The 17,511-nt window shown below is 60.1% G+C and carries 16 protein-coding genes and 1 tRNA gene; 12 read left to right on the forward strand and 5 right to left on the reverse strand.

Annotated elements, in window-relative coordinates:
* Positions 1-83: 83 nt before the first annotated feature.
* Positions 84-1,748 (forward strand): NAD+ synthase, encoded by a 1,665-nt coding sequence (locus PM04_RS05595; RefSeq protein ID WP_038004488.1) that lies wholly within the window; start codon positions 84-86, stop codon positions 1,746-1,748.
* An 82-nt stretch (positions 1,749-1,830) separates the two neighbouring features.
* Here the strand turns inward: PM04_RS05595 and PM04_RS05600 are convergent, their stop codons facing one another.
* Together PM04_RS05600 and PM04_RS05605 are read right to left on the reverse strand one after the other, a co-directional pair.
* Complete coding sequence (locus PM04_RS05600; protein ID WP_038004490.1) at positions 1,831-2,610, reverse strand: SseB family protein; 780 nt, start codon at positions 2,608-2,610, stop codon at positions 1,831-1,833.
* A complete protein-coding gene (locus PM04_RS05605; protein ID WP_038004492.1) occupies positions 2,607-3,185 on the reverse strand; it encodes a uracil-DNA glycosylase family protein in 579 nt (192 codons plus the stop codon). The genes PM04_RS05600 and PM04_RS05605 overlap by 4 nt, the downstream gene beginning before the upstream one ends.
* Before the next feature lie 278 nt (positions 3,186-3,463).
* On the opposite strand from PM04_RS05605, the gene PM04_RS05610 reads away from it, so the two are divergent.
* From PM04_RS05610 to PM04_RS05620, 3 genes are all read left to right on the forward strand, one after another.
* Positions 3,464-4,123: an ABC transporter ATP-binding protein gene (locus PM04_RS05610; RefSeq protein WP_038005137.1), complete on the forward strand. Its 660-nt coding sequence runs from the start codon at positions 3,464-3,466 to the stop codon at positions 4,121-4,123.
* Positions 4,101-5,699: a capsule biosynthesis protein gene (locus PM04_RS05615; protein WP_038004494.1), complete on the forward strand. Its 1,599-nt coding sequence runs from the start codon at positions 4,101-4,103 to the stop codon at positions 5,697-5,699. The genes PM04_RS05610 and PM04_RS05615 overlap by 23 nt, the downstream gene beginning before the upstream one ends.
* 107 nt (positions 5,700-5,806) lie before the next feature.
* Positions 5,807-7,297, forward strand: a complete 1,491-nt coding sequence (locus PM04_RS05620) for a phosphomannomutase/phosphoglucomutase (protein WP_369793295.1) — start codon at positions 5,807-5,809, stop codon at positions 7,295-7,297.
* Here PM04_RS05620 and PM04_RS05625 read toward each other — a convergent pair.
* The gene (locus tag PM04_RS05625; RefSeq protein WP_038004497.1) at positions 7,294-8,472 is read right to left on the reverse strand and encodes an NAD(P)/FAD-dependent oxidoreductase; all 1,179 of its coding nucleotides are present in this window, start codon (positions 8,470-8,472) and stop codon (positions 7,294-7,296) included. The two genes, PM04_RS05620 and PM04_RS05625, sit on opposite strands and share 4 nt — an antisense overlap.
* Before the next feature lie 98 nt (positions 8,473-8,570).
* On the opposite strand from PM04_RS05625, the gene PM04_RS05630 reads away from it, so the two are divergent.
* The 3 genes from PM04_RS05630 to PM04_RS05640 all read left to right on the forward strand — a co-directional run bounded on the left by PM04_RS05630 (position 8,571) and on the right by PM04_RS05640 (position 10,051).
* Positions 8,571-8,645 (forward strand) — tRNA-Gln (locus tag PM04_RS05630).
* A 393-nt stretch (positions 8,646-9,038) separates the two neighbouring features.
* Positions 9,039-9,326 carry a hypothetical protein gene (locus PM04_RS05635; protein WP_139278617.1) on the forward strand — a complete coding sequence of 96 codons (288 nt, stop codon included), beginning with the start codon at positions 9,039-9,041 and terminating at the stop codon, positions 9,324-9,326.
* 266 nt (positions 9,327-9,592) lie between these two features.
* Positions 9,593-10,051, forward strand: a complete 459-nt coding sequence (locus PM04_RS05640; protein ID WP_038004500.1) for a hypothetical protein — start codon at positions 9,593-9,595, stop codon at positions 10,049-10,051.
* Here PM04_RS05640 and PM04_RS05645 read toward each other — a convergent pair.
* Together PM04_RS05645 and PM04_RS05650 are read right to left on the reverse strand one after the other, a co-directional pair.
* Positions 10,048-10,935: an MBL fold metallo-hydrolase gene (locus PM04_RS05645; protein WP_052068214.1), complete on the reverse strand. Its 888-nt coding sequence runs from the start codon at positions 10,933-10,935 to the stop codon at positions 10,048-10,050. The genes PM04_RS05640 and PM04_RS05645 overlap by 4 nt on opposite strands.
* A 72-nt stretch (positions 10,936-11,007) precedes the next feature.
* Positions 11,008-11,403 carry a rhodanese-like domain-containing protein gene (locus PM04_RS05650; RefSeq protein WP_038004501.1) on the reverse strand — a complete coding sequence of 132 codons (396 nt, stop codon included), beginning with the start codon at positions 11,401-11,403 and terminating at the stop codon, positions 11,008-11,010.
* A 112-nt stretch (positions 11,404-11,515) separates the two neighbouring features.
* Here PM04_RS05650 and PM04_RS05655 point away from each other — a divergent pair, with 112 nt between their 5' ends.
* The 5 genes from PM04_RS05655 (at position 11,516) to PM04_RS05675 (ending at position 17,509) form a co-directional block, all read left to right on the forward strand.
* On the forward strand, positions 11,516-12,259 hold the full coding sequence (locus PM04_RS05655) for an SDR family NAD(P)-dependent oxidoreductase (protein WP_038004504.1): 744 nt from the start codon (positions 11,516-11,518) through the stop codon (positions 12,257-12,259).
* Positions 12,260-12,455: 196 nt separating this feature from the next.
* Entirely contained in the window at positions 12,456-14,666 is a 2,211-nt protein-coding gene (locus tag PM04_RS05660) for an NADP-dependent isocitrate dehydrogenase (RefSeq protein WP_038004505.1), read from the forward strand.
* Between the two features lie 226 nt (positions 14,667-14,892).
* Positions 14,893-15,900: an ABC transporter substrate-binding protein gene (locus PM04_RS05665; RefSeq protein WP_038004507.1), complete on the forward strand. Its 1,008-nt coding sequence runs from the start codon at positions 14,893-14,895 to the stop codon at positions 15,898-15,900.
* A 62-nt stretch (positions 15,901-15,962) separates the two neighbouring features.
* Positions 15,963-16,751, forward strand: a complete 789-nt coding sequence (locus PM04_RS05670) for an ABC transporter ATP-binding protein (RefSeq protein ID WP_038005143.1) — start codon at positions 15,963-15,965, stop codon at positions 16,749-16,751.
* Positions 16,751-17,509, forward strand: a complete 759-nt coding sequence (locus PM04_RS05675) for an ABC transporter permease (RefSeq protein ID WP_038004508.1) — start codon at positions 16,751-16,753, stop codon at positions 17,507-17,509. Before PM04_RS05670 ends, PM04_RS05675 begins: the two co-directional genes overlap by 1 nt.
* Positions 17,510-17,511 lie beyond the last annotated feature (2 nt).

A 17,511-nucleotide genomic window follows, 5' to 3' on the forward strand; every position in this document is an offset into this window, starting at 1 on the left:
GCGCTTTCCCTCCGTGCGCGATGTCGGTAGAGGGAAACTGCCGCAAGAGCACCAACCTGGGACGACACGGGGAGACGAGGCATATGTCGAGCACATTCCGCCTGACAATCGCGCAGCTAAATCCAGTGATGGGGGACCTTGAGGGCAATGCCGACAAGGCCCGTGCCGCATGGGCTGCGGGCAAAGCCGCAGGCGCCGATATGGTCGCGCTGCCCGAGATGTTCTTGACGGGCTATCAGCCCCAAGACCTTGTGCGTAAACCTGCCTTTGTTGCCGATTGTGCCCGCCACCTAGAGGCGCTGGCCAAGGATTGCGCTGATGGCCCCGCGCTGGGCATTGGTGCGCCTTGGTGGAATGAGGGCGACGACAAACCCCACAACGCGTGGTTCGTGTTTGAGGCGGGTCGCACAGTTGCCCGTGTCCTGAAACACCACCTGCCCAACTACAAAGTCTTTGACGAAAAGCGCTACTTTCAATCCGGCGATGTGTCTGGCCCCTACCGGATCAAGGGCGTCGGGATTGGCACGCCGATCTGTGAGGACGCGTGGTTTGAGGATGTCGCAGAAACCCTCGCGGAGACAGGGGCCGAGATCCTCGTGATCCCCAACGGCTCCCCCTACTTTACGGGCAAGCAAGACGTGCGGTTTGCGCATATCGTGTCGCGCACCGTTGAGACAGGTTTGCCGGCTGTGTACCTGAACCTTGTGGGCGGGCAGGATGATCAGGTGTTTGATGGCGCAAGTTTTGTCCTGAACCCCCACGGCAAACTGACCCACCAATTGCCCGCGTTCGAGGAACATATCGATCACATCGATTTCGAACTGGGCGAAGATGGCTGGGTCGCCGTCGAGGGCGAAAAAGCCCACGCGCCAGAAGGGATCGAAGCGGATTACCACGCCACGGTTTTGGCCCTGCGGGACTATATGGGCAAAGCTGGTTTCAAAAAGGCGCTGCTGGGGATGTCGGGGGGCGTTGATAGCGCACTTGTGGCGTGTATTGCCGCCGACGCGCTTGGGCCCGAGAATGTGCGCTGCGTGATGCTGCCGTCTGAATACACTTCGCAAGGATCGCTGGATGACGCGGCCACGGCGGCCCGCGCGCTGGGCTGCCCGTTGGACAACGTGCCGATTTCCGGGCCACGCGCTGCCGTGAGCGAGGCGCTTGAGCCGTTTTTCGCAGGCACCGAGCCGGGCATTGCTGAGGAAAACATCCAAAGCCGTCTGCGCGGGCTGCTATTGATGGGGCTGAGCAATAAGAACGGTGAAATGCTGCTGACGACAGGGAATAAATCCGAGGTCGCGGTGGGTTATGCCACGATCTATGGGGATATGTCCGGCGGGTATAACCCCATCAAAGACATGTACAAAACGCGGGTGTTTGATGTGTGCCGCTGGCGTAACGCCAACCACCGCCCTTGGATGCAGGCGCCTGCGGGTGAAATGATCCCGGTGAGCATCATCGACAAACCGCCCTCAGCGGAACTGCGCCCGGATCAAAAAGATGAGGATAGCCTGCCGCCCTATGAGGTGCTGGACGCGATCCTTGAGCGCTTGATCGACTGGGAGCTTTCGGTGGCGGAGGTTGTGGCGGATGGCTACGACCGCGAAATGGTCAAGCGAGTCGAGTGGTTGATTTATATCAGCGAATACAAGCGCTTTCAGTCGGCGCCGGGGGCGCGGCTGTCACAGCGCGCATTCTGGTTGGATCGTCGCTATCCGATTGTGAACCGCTGGCGCGATCCGAGCTGAGGTGTTGCGCCGCCCTTTGGGGCGTCGCGACGGCGAGGGACGCTGTCCCTCGCGCTCCCTGGGATATTTGAAAACCAAAGAGTTAGCGCAGTTTTGGCGGCTGATCCGGGTTCATGCCTGGGTTTGCGCCGGGTGTTTGAGTTTGGCTGAGTTGGGGGAGGTCAAACCGCAGCCCATGTTTGGCCAAAAGCGGTGTGATTGGATCGGCGGCGCGGAAGAAGCCCACGTCGAGTGCGCCGGCCTCAATGCCGGAGAAGGTGAGCGCCTCAGAGACGGCGCGGGCGAGGCTTGGTTCTGCCTCGGGGATGGCGCCGACGAAGCCCAAAAGATGGGTTTTTTGTGCGTTCTCATAGGTGACGGAGACCAAATAGGCGCTGCGGGCGAGACCTTCGGCCATTGCGAGTTTGGTGTCTAGGGCGGTGATCAGGGCTTCGGGCAGGCCTGCGGGTGGGGCGATTGTGTCGGGGGTTGCTTGAGTCTCGGATGGGGCGTTTGTGAGGGTTTCGGCGAGCCATGCGATGGCTTGCGGTTCGAGTAACTGGGACGAGGGGGCGACTTCGAGGTTTAGGCCGAGGCCGAAGCCTTCGGCGGCCAGCATTTGTGCCAATAGCCGGCCCGAGAGGGCGGCGTAGGGGGCGGGACCATCGGCAAAGTCGCTGAGCCGTTCGGGTAGGTCGAATGCGAGGACGAAGGTTTGGCCTTCGACCGGAAACAGCCGAGGCGCGATTTGATCACCCTCGGCTTCTTGCTCCAGCAGGACAAAGAGTTCGGCGTCCGCGATCCGTTCATAGAACCTGAGGCGGGCGGCATCGGTGCCTTCGGTCTCGAGGGAGAGGGCGGCGGTGTCGAGTGGTGTGTTCATGCGAGGACCTCAGCGAGATGACGGCGCAGGTGTGGGACGAGGTCGGCCTCGAACCATGGGTGGCGTTTAAGCCATGCGGTATTGCGCCAAGACGGGTGAGGCAAGGGGTAAACCGAGGGTGCGTGGGTGCGCCACGCCGCGACAGTATCCGTGACGGAGCCGGATTTCAGGTGCCATTTTTGGGCATAGCCGCCGACCAGTAGGGTGAGTTGGATATTGGGCAGCGTGTCCAGCACTTGGGCCCGCCATGTGCGGGCGCAGAGGGGTGGGGGTGGCAAATCGGCGCCTTTCGCTGTCGTGCCGGGAAAGCAAAACGCCATTGGCACAATCGCGATGCGGCTTGCATCATAAAACTGATCGCGGGTGAGGCCCATCCAGTTGCGCAAGCGATCCCCGGAGGGATCATCAAACGGCAAGCCCGAGGCGTGTACCCGCGCGCCCGGGGCCTGACCCGCGATCAAAATCTGGGCAGAAGCCTCGGCGCGGACCACGGGGCGCGGCTGGTGACCAGTGTGCGTTGCCTCAAAACGCGCGGTGCAAAGGCGGCAGCTTGCGATGTCATCCAAAAGGTCCATTCCCGCAGGCTACAGGCCAGCTGCCCGCTTTGAAATCCTGCCTGTGGGTCGTTGGCGTGTTTTCCGCCCGGCAGCAGTTCGATCATAGCTGGGCATCATGCAATCCCATCAGGGTCACCCGAAATACGGCGCTTTTTTGCCCCCGCTGCACCGCGAATGCCATAAGTTCGGCCAATAGGGCGGACAAACAGACATAATACCGCCTATTTCCACCGCTACCGTAAACATATCTGTCCAGAATGGACGGGTCCGATATGGTGCGGGCGAAGGGCCGGTATATGCTTGAATTTGACTCTGTCTCCAAGTCCTTTTGGACCGGCACGCAACGCAAGGTGATCTTGGATCGCGCTTCGTTTCGCGTGGACGTGGGGCAGTCGTTGGGCATCCTCGCGCCCAATGGTGCGGGCAAAACCACCCTGATCAACATGATGGCCGGCCTCGAAAAACCGGACGAGGGCACCGTGACCAAAACCTGCCGGGTTTCCTTTCCGCTGGGGTTCATGGGCGGGGTCGTGAACAAACACTCCGGCACCGAAAACGCGCGCTATATTGCGCGGCTCTATGGGCTGGACCCCGATTATGTCGAAGCATTTTGCCGCTATCTGTGCGGGATCGATGAATATTTCGACATGCCCATCGGCACCTACAGCCAAGGCATGCGGGCGCGATTTACCTTTGCGCTGATGCTGGCGCTGGAATTTGACATTTACCTGATCGACGAGGGGATGCCCTCAACCACGGACGTGGAATTCAACCGCAAAGCGGGGTCCATCCTGCGTGAACGACTGCAATCCGCCACTGTGGTGATCGCTTCGCACCAGCCCAAGACGCTGGCCCGCTTTGCAGATAAGGCGGCCGTTCTAAACAACGGCAAGCTCCATCCATTTGAGACGTTAGAAGAGGCCAGAAGGCTCTATGACTATGAAACCCAAACCTAAGAAATTCCGGGTGCGCCGGGCCGCGACAGGCCAGACCGAGGGCCAACTCACGAGTGCGACATCCGGGGATAAGGTGTTTGAGACCACGGATGACGGCTTTGGCGACGCTGATTTCCGCGCAGCTCCCCCGCGGGAGGAGACTTCGCCCAAACAAGCCGCGATTGACCGTGAGCTTGCGGCCATTCGGGCCGAGGGGCTGACGGGCCGCCAGTTGCGTATGGCCCGCAGGGTCGCGCAGATGCGCGGCGTCACACCGTCGTCGGACTTTGATGCCGTGCGCCAACTGCGCGCCATGGGGGTCGATCCCTTCGCCAAGGCCAACATGCTGGAACTGGTCGCGGGCGCGAATGTGCCCGCCGTGACCCCCGCGCCGCAGACACCACAAACGCCGCCACCGGCCCCTGCGGGCATTGATGCGGCGACCCGCGCGGCGGACATCATCGCCATTCAGCGTGACATCGCCGGTCGGCGTCGGCGCAAAGTTGCGCTGCTTACGGCGCGGCTGTTGTTCTTTGTAATGCTGCCCACGTTCATTGCGGCGTTCTACTTCTACATGCTCGCCACGCCGATGTTCGCCACCAAATCGGAGTTTGTAATCCAACAAGCCGACGGCGGTGGCGGCGGGGCCGGGGGCTTGGGGGGGCTGTTTTCGGGCACCTCAATGGCGACACAGCAGGACTCAATCTCGGTCCAAAGCTATCTTCTTTCGCGCGATGCGCTGGCCCGGCTGGACGATGATCTGGGCTTTCGCGCGCATTTTGAGGGCGACAATATTGATGAATTGCAACGCCTCACCCCCGAAAGCAGCAATGAAGACACCTATAAACTGTACCAGCGCATGGTCCGCATCGGCTATGACCCCACCGAGGGCGTCATCAAGATGGAGGTCATCGCCGCCGACCCCGCCACCAGCGAAGCCTTTGCCAATGCGCTGATCGGATACGCTGAGGAGCAGGTGGATCAACTGACCGCGCGCCTGCGCTCGGACCAGATGCAGGGCGCGATGGGCAGTTTTGAGGCCGCAGAGGTGCGCATGCTTGAGGCGCAGCAAAGCGTCGTGCGGCTTCAGGAACAGCTGGGCGTCGTTTCGGCGGATGTTGAGCTATCCTCACGGATGGAACAAATCGGCGTTGTCGAAACCGAACTGCGCGATGCGCGTTTCCGGCTTGATACGATGATGTCAAACGCCCGCCCCAATGCGGCACAGGTCGAAAATCTTGAACGGATCATTCGCCTCCGCGAAGCTGAGATTTCTGAACTGCGCGGCAGCCTGACCGAAGGGGCCGAGGGCACGGCATCGCTTGCGCGGATATCGGCAGAGTTGGGTGTGGCCCAGATGGATCTGACCACGCGGCAGGCCCTGTTGCAGCAAGCCGCCCAACAGCTCGAAACCGCCCGGATTGAGGCGAACCGACAGGTCCGCTACCTTTCCACCTCTGTCCCGCCCCGCGCCCCGGATGAGGCGACCTACCCCCGCAAATTTGAAAACACGCTGCTGGCATTCATCATTTTCGCAGGCATTTACCTGATGATTTCGCTCACGGCCTCAATCTTGCGCGAACAAGTTTCGGCCTGATATCGCGTCACACAACTGCAACGCCGCGCGGTCTATATTGGCACCGGCGTTGCATCTTAACCCCCGCTCCGCCATCCAAGGCCAAAGACTTCAAGAGGGACGATTTGATGAAACCTATTGCCGACGTGACGCCCAACACATGGGAATTTCTGCGCGATCCGATGATCAAACCCACCGGTTTTCGCGAATATGACGCGCGCTGGCGGTTTCCCGAAGAAATCAACCTGCCTGGTATGCAGGCGCTGGGGCGCGGTCTAGGTACCCAGATGCATGAGGCAGGCATCCCCCCGGTGATCGCTGTCGGCAATGATTACCGCGACTATTCCGTGGCGATCAAATACGCCCTGATGACCGGCCTGATGGAGGCCGGCATCCACGTGCGCGATATCGGCCCAGCCCTGTCACCAATGGCATATTTTGCGCAGTTCCACCTTGATGCGCCCGCCGTTGCGATGGTCACGGCCTCACACAATCCGAACGGCTGGACGGGCGTCAAAATGGGGTTTGAGCGTCCGCTTACCCACGGCCCTGATGAAATGTCCCGCCTGCGCGAAATCGTGTTGAACGGCGAAAGCATCGCGCGCGATGGCGGCAAGTACGAACGTGTCGATGGTGTCCTTGAGGCGTATATTGATGACCTCGTGGGGGATTTCAAAATGTCCCGCCCGCTCAAGGTTGTGTGCGCGGCGGGCAACGGCACGGCGGCAGCCTTTGGCCCCGAGGTCCTGCGCCGCATGGGCGTCGATGTCGTCGAGAGCCACTGCGAACTGGACTATACCTTCCCCAACTACAACCCAAACCCCGAAGCGATGGAAATGCTGCACGACATGTCCGCAAGCGTCAAAGCCAGCGGCGCGGACTTTGCGCTCGGCTTCGATGGTGACGGTGACCGCTGCGGGGTGGTGGACAATGAGGGCGAAGAGATTTTCGCCGATAAGGTCGGCGTGATTATGGCCCGTGACCTGTCACGCCTTCACCCCAAAGCGACCTTTGTGGCAGATGTGAAATCCACGGGCATTTATGCCAGCGACCCAGTTCTCAAGGAAAACGGCGCAACCACGGATTACTGGAAAACCGGGCACAGCCACATGAAGCGCCGTGTCCACGCTTTGGGCGCGCTCGCGGGGTTTGAGAAATCCGGCCACTACTTCCTCGCGGAGCCTGTGGGCCGGGGCTACGACTGCGGCATGCGTGTCGCGGTTGAGATCTGCAAACTGATGGATCGCAACCCCGATAAATCCATGGCTGACCTGCGCCGTGAGCTGCAAACCACCTACACCACGCCCACGCTGTCGCCCTATTGCTCGGACACTGAAAAGTACGACACGCTGGACCGGATCGTTGCCAAACTGGTCGCTCATCAGCCGGGCGGCACCCTCGCGGGGCTCAAGATCACCGACATCGTTACCGTGAACGGCGCGCGGGTCATGCTGGAAAACGGGGGCTGGGCGCTGGTTCGCGCCTCATCCAACACGCCGAACCTTGTGGTCGTCTGCGAAAGCCCCGAAAGCCCGGAACAGCTGCGCGCCATTTTCAATGACCTCGACGCGATCATCCGCACCGAGCCGAACGTTGGCGACTACGACCAAGGGTTCTAGCAGGCCTGCCCACAGGCCCAGCCCGAAGACCACGCCCATTGGAAGTTGTAGCCGCCCAACCATCCGGTCACGTCCACGACTTCGCCGATGAAATGCAGGCCCGGTACGGCGCGCGCGGCAAACGTGCGCCCGTCGAGGGCCGCGGTGTCCACACCGCCCAGCGTGACCTCCGCCGTGCGGTAGCCTTCGGTGCCCGCTGGTGTAACGTCCCAACTGTGAACCGCCGCGTCCAATGCATCGAGGGCCGCGTTGCTTTGATCGGCCAGCGTGCCCGACACCTGCGCACGCGCCACGACCTGCACGGCCAGCTTTTCGGGCAAATGCCGCGCCAGCGCATTCTTGATCGAGATTTTGCCCGCCTCTTGCCGCGCGGCCTTTAGCGGCTCTGCGATGGGGGTGTTGGCGGCCAAATCCACCGTGATCGGCGCGCCTTCGGTCCAGTAGCTTGAAATTTGCAGGATCGACGGCCCCGACAACCCACGGTGCGTGAACAAAAGCCCCTCATCGAATGAGGTGCCGCCCGCCGCGACCGTCGCTTGCACGGATGTGCCGGACAACGTGGCCATATCGGCCTTTAGCTGCCCTTCAAACGTTAACGGCACCAGCGCGGGGCGCGTGGGCACGATACGCAAGCCAAAATGCTCGGCGATGTGATACCCGATCCCGGATGCGCCGATTTTGGGAATGCTCTTGCCGCCTGTCGCCACCACAACGGCCTCCGCCGCCAAGGGGCCAGAGGTCGTGTCCACCACAAAGCCCGCTGCGCCGCGCGTCACATCGGACACCCCGCAGCCCAGCCGCAACGTGGCCCCGGCCTCTGCCAATTCCCGCGTCAGCATGGCGATGATATCCTTGGCGGAGGTGTCGCAAAACAACTGCCCCAGCGTCTTTTCGTGCCACGGAATTCCCGCAGCATCGACACGCTCGATAAAATCCCATTGGGTATAACGGTTTAGCGCCGAAAGCGCGAAGCGCGGGTTCTCACCAAGGAACTTGTGCGGCTCAATATACATGTTGGTGAAATTGCACCGCCCCCCGCCCGAGATACGGATTTTCTCGCCCGGGGCCTTCGCATGATCCACCACCAAAACACGCCGCCCACGCCGTGCAGCCTCGATGCCGCAAAACAGCCCCGCAGCGCCTGCGCCCAATATGATGACGTCCCAACTTTCCATGTCGCCGCCTTACGCAGGGCTTCGGTTCATAACAAGTAATTTCCGCTGATTTTTTGCTTGCAGAGCCTCAACACACGCCCTAGATAACGCGGCACGGTTGGGATGTAGCCAAGTGGTAAGGCAACTGTTTTTGGTACAGTGTACCGTAGGTTCGAATCCTACCATCCCAGCCAAATTCTCCAGACTTCAGTGAAATAGCCTTCGCGCCAGACCGCAGGGCGTTTTCCACCCGCGCAGGTCACCGGCCTCGGGCTTGGGCATGATCAAACCCTCATATTTCACGCCGTGTCGCTTGCGCTGCCCGGCATCAATCTCGAATTGGGACCAAGTGCTTGCGCTGCTAAACCAGCTAAATCGCAGATTTGTCTTTTATTTTTACCATATTTTCGATCGTTGCTCCTGTTCTACTAGTTAACTCCAATGTCTTGTGGTATCTGTGTGAGAATATGACAGATACATTTGAAAATTTTCTTAACGATATTACCCGTTGTTTTGTTGAACCCAATTTTGAGTTGTGGCGCAGTCGGCTGATATTACCTTTTTCGATTGTCATGAAAGACGGGACTATGGTCCTGAGTGATGTCGATGAAGTGAAACGCAATTTTGATCTTTACCTAAAGGCGGTTGAGATCATGAAACCGGATGTAATCGACCGAAGCATCGTAAGCTTTGAGCATTGCGATGACGGATCGATTCTTGGAACTTTTCGGACCCGTGTTGTCCGTGATGGCATTCTGGTCATCGAGCCCTATGCGGGCACCGCGCTGTTGCGGCGGATCGATGGCCGTTTGCAGATGTCGTCCCTGTTGAATGCGCGTGGCCACCATGAATGGACCGGAATCAGGGGCCATTAGGCACGCCAAATTGGGCTGCAATTCGCGTTTCTAGGCGGTGCTGTCCCCATAGTGCACGGGCTTGGCGAATGCCCGCCCAACGGGGTGTGGCAATAGGGCGACTTTACGCACGCTAGGGGCGAGTGCCACACTCTTCATACGATCTTTATGAATTCATGTAAGAGTAGCCTGTATGCTTTTACATAAATTTTTTATTAAAATTCAAATGAATGGCCCGGGTGCGCGGATACTTATCGTGTGCGCCGGACTGGTAAGGATAGGCGCCCGTGCGGTCCGAACAAGGTGATGCTGTGCGCATCTATCAAACGCATCTGGATGAGGTAGGACACGCCATTGAGCATGGGGATTTCGACGGCTACGCCCAACATTTTGCTTTAGCTCATGAATTTGAAACAGTTGTCGGAAATGTTCGTATCTCGAACCCCGTTTCTTTGCGCCTGCTTTTCGATACGCTTTGCGGCCAGTTAGAGCTGCACAATCTGCCGACGCTGCACCGCGTGTGCAAAGAGGCCAGTTTCACAGGCCCCACCACCATCCTTGGGACACACCAAACCCGTCTTGTTCGCCAAGATGCGATCGTGGCCGAGTCGTTCACGGCGCGCTGCGTACTAAAGCTACGGGGCAACCAATGGCGGCTGTCTCGGATGCAGGTGAACGACGGTGCCAAAGCGCTGCCTGCGGTTGTGATGTCTCATGTGCTAAGTCGTCAAAAGCGCCGGGGCTAAATCCGGTTCACAGGGATTTTTAGCACCATATTGCCCGCATCATCCTCGGGCACGTCGCCTGCGCGCATATTTACCTGAAGCGCGGGCAGGATCAGCTTTGGCATGGCCAATTGCGCATCGCGCGCCTCACGCATCGCAACAAACGCCTCCCGCGAGGCGCCGTCCCCGACATGAATATTCGCCGCCCGTTGCTCGGCGATTGTGGTTTCCCATGCGATGGCGCGGCCACCGGGGCCGTAATCGTGGCACACAAACAGCCGCATCTCATCGGGGAGGGCCAGAACTCTTTGGATCGAATCGTATAGTTGCCCCGCATCGCCGCCCGGGAAATCCGCCCGGGCGGAGCCGCCGTCAGGCATGAATAGCGTGTCACCGGCAAAAACTGCGTTGCCCATGATATGCACCATACACGCGGGCGTGTGGCCGGGGGTGTGCAAAGCGGTGCAGGGCATCGCGCCGACATGATAGGTGTCGCCATCGGTAAACAGCGCGTCAAATTGCGAACCATCCCGCTGAAACTCGGTGCCTTCGTTGAACACTTTGCCAAAGGTTTCTTGCACGGTTGTGATTTGCGCGCCGATCCCGATTTTGCCGCCCAAACGCTCTTGCAGGTACGGCGCGCCGCTTAGGTGGTCGGCGTGGACATGGGTCTCAATGATCCACTCCAGTTGCAGGTTCGCGGCCTCGATATGGGCGATCATCGCGTCGGCGCATTCAGAGGTCAGCCGCCCCGCGGCCGCATCGAAATTCATCACCGCATCAATCGCCACACAGGCGGGGCCGCCCGGTTCCTGCACGACGTAAGCGATGGTGTTGGATTGGGCATCAAAGAAGGGCGTGACCTTGGGGTGAAGGTCCATCTGGATGTCTGCGGGCAGGGGCATCGTTGTCTCCTTTCTTTGGGGGCTGAGTGTTCAAAAAATAATGTATACATTAATGTGTACATTAGAGCGCTGTCATTTCACCGCCTCAATAGGGCCTCCGTCAGCCTCCCACCCCGAAAAGCCGGTGCGCAAATGTGCGGCTTCAAATCCCATGCCCTGAAGCGTGGCTACGGTGAGGGCAGATCTCCAGCCGGAGGCGCAGTGAAAGACGTATCGCTTCCCCTCTTGGGAAAAGACGGGCTTGTGATAGGGGCTGTCGGGATCGACCCAGAATTCGACCATGCCGCGGGGGGCGTGGACTGCACCGGGGATCGCGCCTGTGCGGGTGCGTTCGCGGGGGTCACGGATATCGACGATGACTACATTCGGGTCATCCACCTGCGCGATCAGGTCTGCGGTCTCAACCTCGGTGATGCGCGCCCGTGCGGCGGCAACCATATCCGCCGATGACATCTTTAGCTTGGTCATATCTGCCTCCCGTTTTGGGGAAGGGTGACAGCTTTGGGCGGGTCGATCAACACGTCTGGACAATCACGCGCCCGGGCGCGACCTTGGCGACAAATTTGGACAGGAGGCCACCATGGCACAGACGAAATATGCACTCATCACTGGCGGCGCTCAGGGCATCGGATTGGCCTGCGCCGAGGCGTTGGCAGAGGACGGCTACACAGTCCTTCTGGCGGATATCAAAGACACCGTACACACCGAGGCCGCGCGTTTGGGCGGGCATGGATACGTCTGTGATATGGGCGACGCGGAAGCGGTTTTGGCTTTGTTTGATACGATCGAGGCTGATCATGGCCCTGTAGCGGCCTTGGTGAACAACGCCGGTATCGCGGCGCCGGGGGATTTCTTGGACTATGATCTGGCCACATTTGATGCGGTGCTGGGCGTCAACCTGCGCGGCGTGTTTGTGGCGACGCAGCGCGCGGCCAAGGCGATGGTTGCGGGCGGAATACAAGGGGCGATTGTTAACATGTCGTCGATCAATGCGCAGGTCGCGATCCCTGCGATCCCGGCGTATTGCGCGTCTAAGGGCGGTGTGATGCAGCTGACAAAGGTTGCGGCCCTTGCGCTGGCGCCATCGGGCATTCGCGTGAACGCGGTTGGGCCGGGTTCTATCGACACAGAGATGATGGCGGGCGTGAATGCCAACCCTGACGCGTTCAAGACCGCTATGTCGCGCACGCCGCTGGGTCGTCCGGGCACGGCTAAGGAAATCGGCGATGTCGTGGCATTCCTGTGCTCGGACAAGGCGAGCTATGTCACCGGTGAGACGATCTATGTTGATGGTGGACGGCTGGGCCTGAACTACACGATGTGATCCGCAAGGGCGCGCGCGGGACGGCCCGTCGAGGCCCGCCCCACGCCACACACCGCCAAGCGGGTGTGCGCCCAAGTCCCACCGGATCGAATCAGGACATTCCGCCGCGCGCCCTCGTTGCGTCTTGAACGGCGCGGCCTGTGCCGTTAAGCGGGCGGTATACGATTGTATGCCGCCCTGCAGGAGGAACCGACCTATGGCTCAAACACCCGGAACGATTATCTACACCAAGGTCGATGAGGCCCCCCAACTGGCCTCTGCTTCGCTGCTGCCGATCATCGAGAGCTTTCTTGGCAAAGCCAGCCTGAACGTGGAAACCCGCGATATTTCGCTGGCGGGCCGGGTTATTGCGACCTTCCCCGAAAACTTGACGGCCGAGCAGCGCATTGCGGATGATCTTGCGGGTTTGGGTGAGCTGGTCAAAACGGCCGATGCGAACGTGATCAAGCTGCCCAACGTCTCGGCCTCCGTGCCGCAGCTGGAAGCCTGCATCAAAGAGCTTCAGTCGCAGGGCTATGACATCCCCGACTATCCCGAGGACCCGCAGACCGACGCGGAAAAAGACGCCCGCGCCCGCTATGACGCGATCAAAGGCTCGGCGGTGAACCCGGTTCTGCGCGAAGGCAACTCGGACCGCCGCGCCCCTGCTGCGGTTAAGGCATTTGCCCAAGCTAACCCCCATTCCATGGGCGAATGGTCCGCCGAGAGCAAAACGCGCGTGGCCACGATGGGCGCAAACGATTTCCGCAGCAACGAAACCTCGGTCACGCTGAGCGCCGCGCAGGCCGCTGGCACCGCCAAGATCGTACACACCGCAGCGGACGGCACGCAGACGGTCTTGAAGGACGGTCTGAGCTTTCCTGAAGGCACCATCGTTGATGCGACATTCATGTCGGTCAAAGCGCTGAAGGCGTTTTACGACGCCCAAATCGCATCCGTTGCAGAAGAAGGCACGCTGTTTTCGCTGCACATGAAGGCCACGATGATGAAGGTTTCGGACCCGATCATCTTTGGTCACTGTGTGCGCCAATACCTTGCGCCCGTGTTCGACCAGTACGGCGCAGATTTTGACGCGGCTGGCGTGTCGCCGAACGGCGGGCTGGGTGCGATGCTCGACAAAATCGCCGAGATGTCCAATGGGGCTGAGATCAAGGCGGCGATTGACGCCTGCCTCGCCTCGCGTCCGCCGATGTATATGGTGAACTCCGATAAGGGCATCACCAACCTGCACGTGCCGTCAGACGTGATCATCGACGCCTCGATGCCTGCGGTGATCCGCGCGGGCGGCAAGGGCTGGGGTCCCGATGGCAACGAGGGCGATACAACCTGTGTCATCCCCGACAGCTCCTACGCAGGTGTCTATGCCGAGACGATTGATTACTTCAAAGAGACCGGCAAGCTGGACGTAACCACCGCAGGCACCGTGCAAAACGTGGGCCTGATGGCGCAAAAAGCTGAGGAATACGGCTCGCACCCTACGACGTTTGAACTGGCTGCCGGTGGCACGGTTGAGGTGATCGCAGGCAACGGCGACGTGCTGCACAGCCACAGCGTTGAGGCCGGCGACATCTGGCGTCTGGCGTCTGCGCGCAAGGACCCAATCCTGAACTGGATCGAGTTGGCGATTGAGCGTCAGGCCGCAGAAGATTGCCGCGCGATTTTCTGGCTGGACGCGGACCGCGCCCACGATGCCGAGCTGATCAAATACGTCACCACCGTGCTTGAGGCGCGCGGTCTGTCGGACAAGTTTGAGATCATGGCGCCCACGCCTGCCACCCGCGCCTCGTGCGAGACGATCCGTGAGGGCAAGACCTGCATCGCGATCACCGGCAACGTGCTGCGCGATTACCTGACGGATCTGTTCCCGATCCTTGAGGTTGGCACATCGGCCAAGATGCTGTCGGTTGTGAAGCTGATGCAAGGCGGCGGTCTGTTTGAAACGGGTGCTGGTGGCTCTGCGCCCAAGCACGTGCAGCAATTGGTCGAGCAAAACCACCTGCGCTGGGACAGCTTGGGTGAGTTCTGTGCCTTGGGGGAAAGCCTGCGGTTCGCGGGCACGCCTGCGGCCAAGTTGATGGGCAAAGCCGTTGATGACGCTACCGAAAAGCTGTTGTCCGAAGGCAAGTCGCCGGGCCGTAAGGTGGGGCAAGACGACAACCGCACTAGCCACTATTACTTTGCCCGCTACTGGGCAGAGGCGATGGCGGCACAGACCGATGATGCGGACCTTGCGGTGGCGTTTGCGCCCATCGCAGAGGCGCTGGCCAGCGGCGAAGACGCGATTGTGTCTGAGTTGAAGGCCGGTGGCGGCACAGCCGTTGATCTGGGCGGCTACTATCACACCGACCCCGCCAAGGCGGCAGCGGTGATGCGCCCCTCAGCCACGCTGAACGCGATTATCGGCTAAGCGATACAAAGCTAAGCGACACAAACGAACAAACGCCGTGCCCCTAATGTGGGCGCGGCGTTTTTTGTTGTGCGTATTGCGTAATCATATTGCGCGCCGGATGCTCATAAATTAGGCTTTCCTCCGCAGGGCATGGGGGGCGGCCGCTTTGCGACAGTCGTCTGCTTTTCTCTGTGCGCGGGTGCCTTAAGAGTGCACGCGGTGTTCCACAGGGAAGGACAAATCCATGACATTTCACAAGACCGTTTTGGCCGCTGCCGCGTCGCTGATTGCGGCGCCGGTTATCGCTCAAACTGACGTACCCTTCGCGCTCGACTGGAAATTTGAGGGCCCCGCCGCCCCGTATTTCCATGCACTCGACGCAGGCTATTTTGAGGCCGAGGGCCTGAACGTGACCATCGCCGAGGGCCGCGGCTCGCTCGACGCTATTCCAAAGGTCGCGACCGGCGCGTTTCCGGTGGGCTTTGCCGACATCAACTCGTTGATGCGGTTCCTCGACCAAAACCCCGGCGCGCCCGTGACGGCCGTGATGATGGTGTATGACAAGCCACCTTTCGCCGTTGTTGGCCGCAAGTCGCTGGGCGTTTCGGCACCTGCCGACCTGATGGACAAAGTGCTGGGCGCACCGCCCCCCGATGGCGCATGGGCGCAGTTCCCGATCTTTGCTGCCGAAACCGGCATCGACGCGGACAAAATCACGGTTGAGCCCGTAGGCTTCCCCACGCGTGAGCCGATGTTGGCAGAGGGCAATGTGGCCGCGATTACGGGTTTCTCGTTCTCGTCCACGCTGAACCTCAAGCGTTTGGGCGTGCCTGCGGATGATATCTCGGTGCTGCTGATGGCGGATTACGGCGTGGATCTTTATGGCAACGCGATCATCGTCAACACTGAGTTTGCGGCGGAAAACCCCGAAATCGTGACCGGCTTTTTGCGCGCCGTTGCAAAGGGTTGGAAAGACGCGATTGCCACGCCTGGCGCCGCTGTTGACGCCCTGATCAAGCGCAACCCTGCCGCCGATCCCGCACTGGAGACGGAGCGTCTGCAAATGGCGATTGATGCCAACGTGCTGACCGATTTCGTGAAAGCAAACGGCATGGGTACGGTTGATGCAGACCGCATGACCAGCGCGATTGAGCAGACCAAGCAGGTCTATGAGTTCCAGGCCGCACCCGACGCGAGCCTGTACTTTGATGCGAGCTTCCTGCCCGCTGATGGCAGCCTCGCGCTGCAATAAACGACGCAAGGGTCGCGCGAATGTCGTGCGGCCCTTTTTTGCTGTTGAATGAGGGCAGGGCAATCGAAAATCTGATTGAGATCAAGGGCGTAAAGCACGCCTATAGCACCAAGGCCGGGCCATTGCCCGTGCTGGATGGGCTAGAAGTTGCGGTGCCTGAGGGCACTTTTTGCGCGGTTGTTGGGCCGTCTGGGTGCGGTAAGTCCACACTTACGCGCCTTGTCGCAGGCCTGATGAAGCCCGACGAGGGTGAGGTTTGGCTACACGGCGAACGTGTGCGTGGCCCGCGCAAAACCGTTGGCATGGCTTTCCAAAACCCGGTCCTGTTGGAGTGGCGGACGATCTTGGAAAACGTCATCCTGCCGCTTGAAATCGTGGCGCCTACGATGTCCCGCGCCAAGCGGGTTGAGCGCGCGATGGAGCTGTTGGAGATGGTCGGCCTAAAGGGGTTTGAGAACAAACGGCCCTCGGAGCTGTCGGGTGGGATGCGCCAGCGCGCTTCGCTGTGCCGTTCAATCGTTCACAAACCCGAAGTCCTAATCATGGACGAACCGTTCGGCGCGCTGGACGCGTTCACCCGTGAGGACCTGTGGCAAACCATGCGTGAGCTGCGCGCCGCAGAGCCCTTTACCGCCGTGTTGATCACCCACGATCTGCGCGAAAGCGTGTTTTTGGGCGATCAGGTCATCGTTTTGTCCGGGCGTCCTGCGCGGACGCAATACGTGATGAATGTGGACCTGCCCGCCGACCGCACGCTGGACGTGCTGTATGAAAAACCAGTCGCCGATATGCTGAGCGTTCTGCGCCAGCAGATCAAGATCGCGCAAGGCCGCGATGAGGAGGTGCACTGATGCTCCGGCAAATCACAGTTCCGATCATTGCGATCCTCGTCTTTCTTGGGTTTTGGGAATGGCTCGTATGGGTCAACGGCTGGCCAAACTTCAAAATGGCCTCGCCCTCGGACCTTCCACCGGCCTACAGCCGCTATTGGGAATTGTTCCTAACGATGGGCTGGCAAACCCTGTGGCGCACAGTTGTGGGGCTGTTGCTGGCGGTTGTCGTGGGCACGTTGATCGGCATGATCATCGGCTTTTCGCGGCTTATGCGCGACGCGCTCTACCCGCTTTTGGTGGGCTTTAACGCCATCCCAAAGGCGACTTTGGTGCCGGTCATCTCATTGATCTTTATCGGTCAGCACGACTTTAACACGGTGTTAATGGCCTTTATGATCTCGTTCTTTCCGATTGCGGTGTCGGTGGGCATTGGTCTGTCCACGCTAGAGCCGGAATACCGCGACATCCTGCGGTCGCTTGGGGCGTCTAAATACACGATCTTTACCAAGATCGCGCTGCCCAAGACCCTGCCGGAATTCTTTGGCGCGCTGAAGGTGTCTGTGACGCTGGCGTTCATCGGGACCAACTTGGTGGAAATCGTTAGTCCCCACGGGCGGGGCCTTGGGGCGCTGTTCAAATCGGGTGAGACGAACGGCGATTACCCCTTGATGTTTGCGGTGCTGATCGCGCTCGCGGTGTTGGGCATCGTCCTTTATTATGCTGTGGTTTTCCTAGAGAAAATCTTTGCGGGCTGGGCCGAGCGCGAGGGATCGTAGGC

The organism is Thalassobacter sp. 16PALIMAR09 (genome assembly GCF_000765485.1).
Lineage (GTDB): Bacteria > Pseudomonadota > Alphaproteobacteria > Rhodobacterales > Rhodobacteraceae > Thalassobacter > Thalassobacter stenotrophicus.

Coding starts and splice junctions, on each gene's coding strand:
- PM04_RS05655 (WP_038004504.1), top strand. CDS start 11,516: ATGGCACAGACGAAATATGCACTCATCACTGGCGGCGCTCAGGGCATC.
- PM04_RS05600 (WP_038004490.1), bottom strand. CDS start 2,610: ATGAACACACCACTCGACACCGCCGCCCTCTCCCTCGAGACCGAAGGC.
- PM04_RS05645 (WP_052068214.1), bottom strand. CDS start 10,935: ATGCCCCTGCCCGCAGACATCCAGATGGACCTTCACCCCAAGGTCACG.
- PM04_RS05620 (WP_369793295.1), top strand. CDS start 5,807: ATGAAACCTATTGCCGACGTGACGCCCAACACATGGGAATTTCTGCGC.
- PM04_RS05625 (WP_038004497.1), bottom strand. CDS start 8,472: ATGGAAAGTTGGGACGTCATCATATTGGGCGCAGGCGCTGCGGGGCTG.
- PM04_RS05650 (WP_038004501.1), bottom strand. CDS start 11,403: ATGACCAAGCTAAAGATGTCATCGGCGGATATGGTTGCCGCCGCACGG.
- PM04_RS05610 (WP_038005137.1), top strand. CDS start 3,464: ATGCTTGAATTTGACTCTGTCTCCAAGTCCTTTTGGACCGGCACGCAA.
- PM04_RS05635 (WP_139278617.1), top strand. CDS start 9,039: ATGGTCCTGAGTGATGTCGATGAAGTGAAACGCAATTTTGATCTTTAC.
- PM04_RS05660 (WP_038004505.1), top strand. CDS start 12,456: ATGGCTCAAACACCCGGAACGATTATCTACACCAAGGTCGATGAGGCC.
- PM04_RS05615 (WP_038004494.1), top strand. CDS start 4,101: ATGACTATGAAACCCAAACCTAAGAAATTCCGGGTGCGCCGGGCCGCG.
- PM04_RS05605 (WP_038004492.1), bottom strand. CDS start 3,185: ATGGACCTTTTGGATGACATCGCAAGCTGCCGCCTTTGCACCGCGCGT.
- PM04_RS05675 (WP_038004508.1), top strand. CDS start 16,751: ATGCTCCGGCAAATCACAGTTCCGATCATTGCGATCCTCGTCTTTCTT.
- PM04_RS05665 (WP_038004507.1), top strand. CDS start 14,893: ATGACATTTCACAAGACCGTTTTGGCCGCTGCCGCGTCGCTGATTGCG.
- PM04_RS05595 (WP_038004488.1), top strand. CDS start 84: ATGTCGAGCACATTCCGCCTGACAATCGCGCAGCTAAATCCAGTGATG.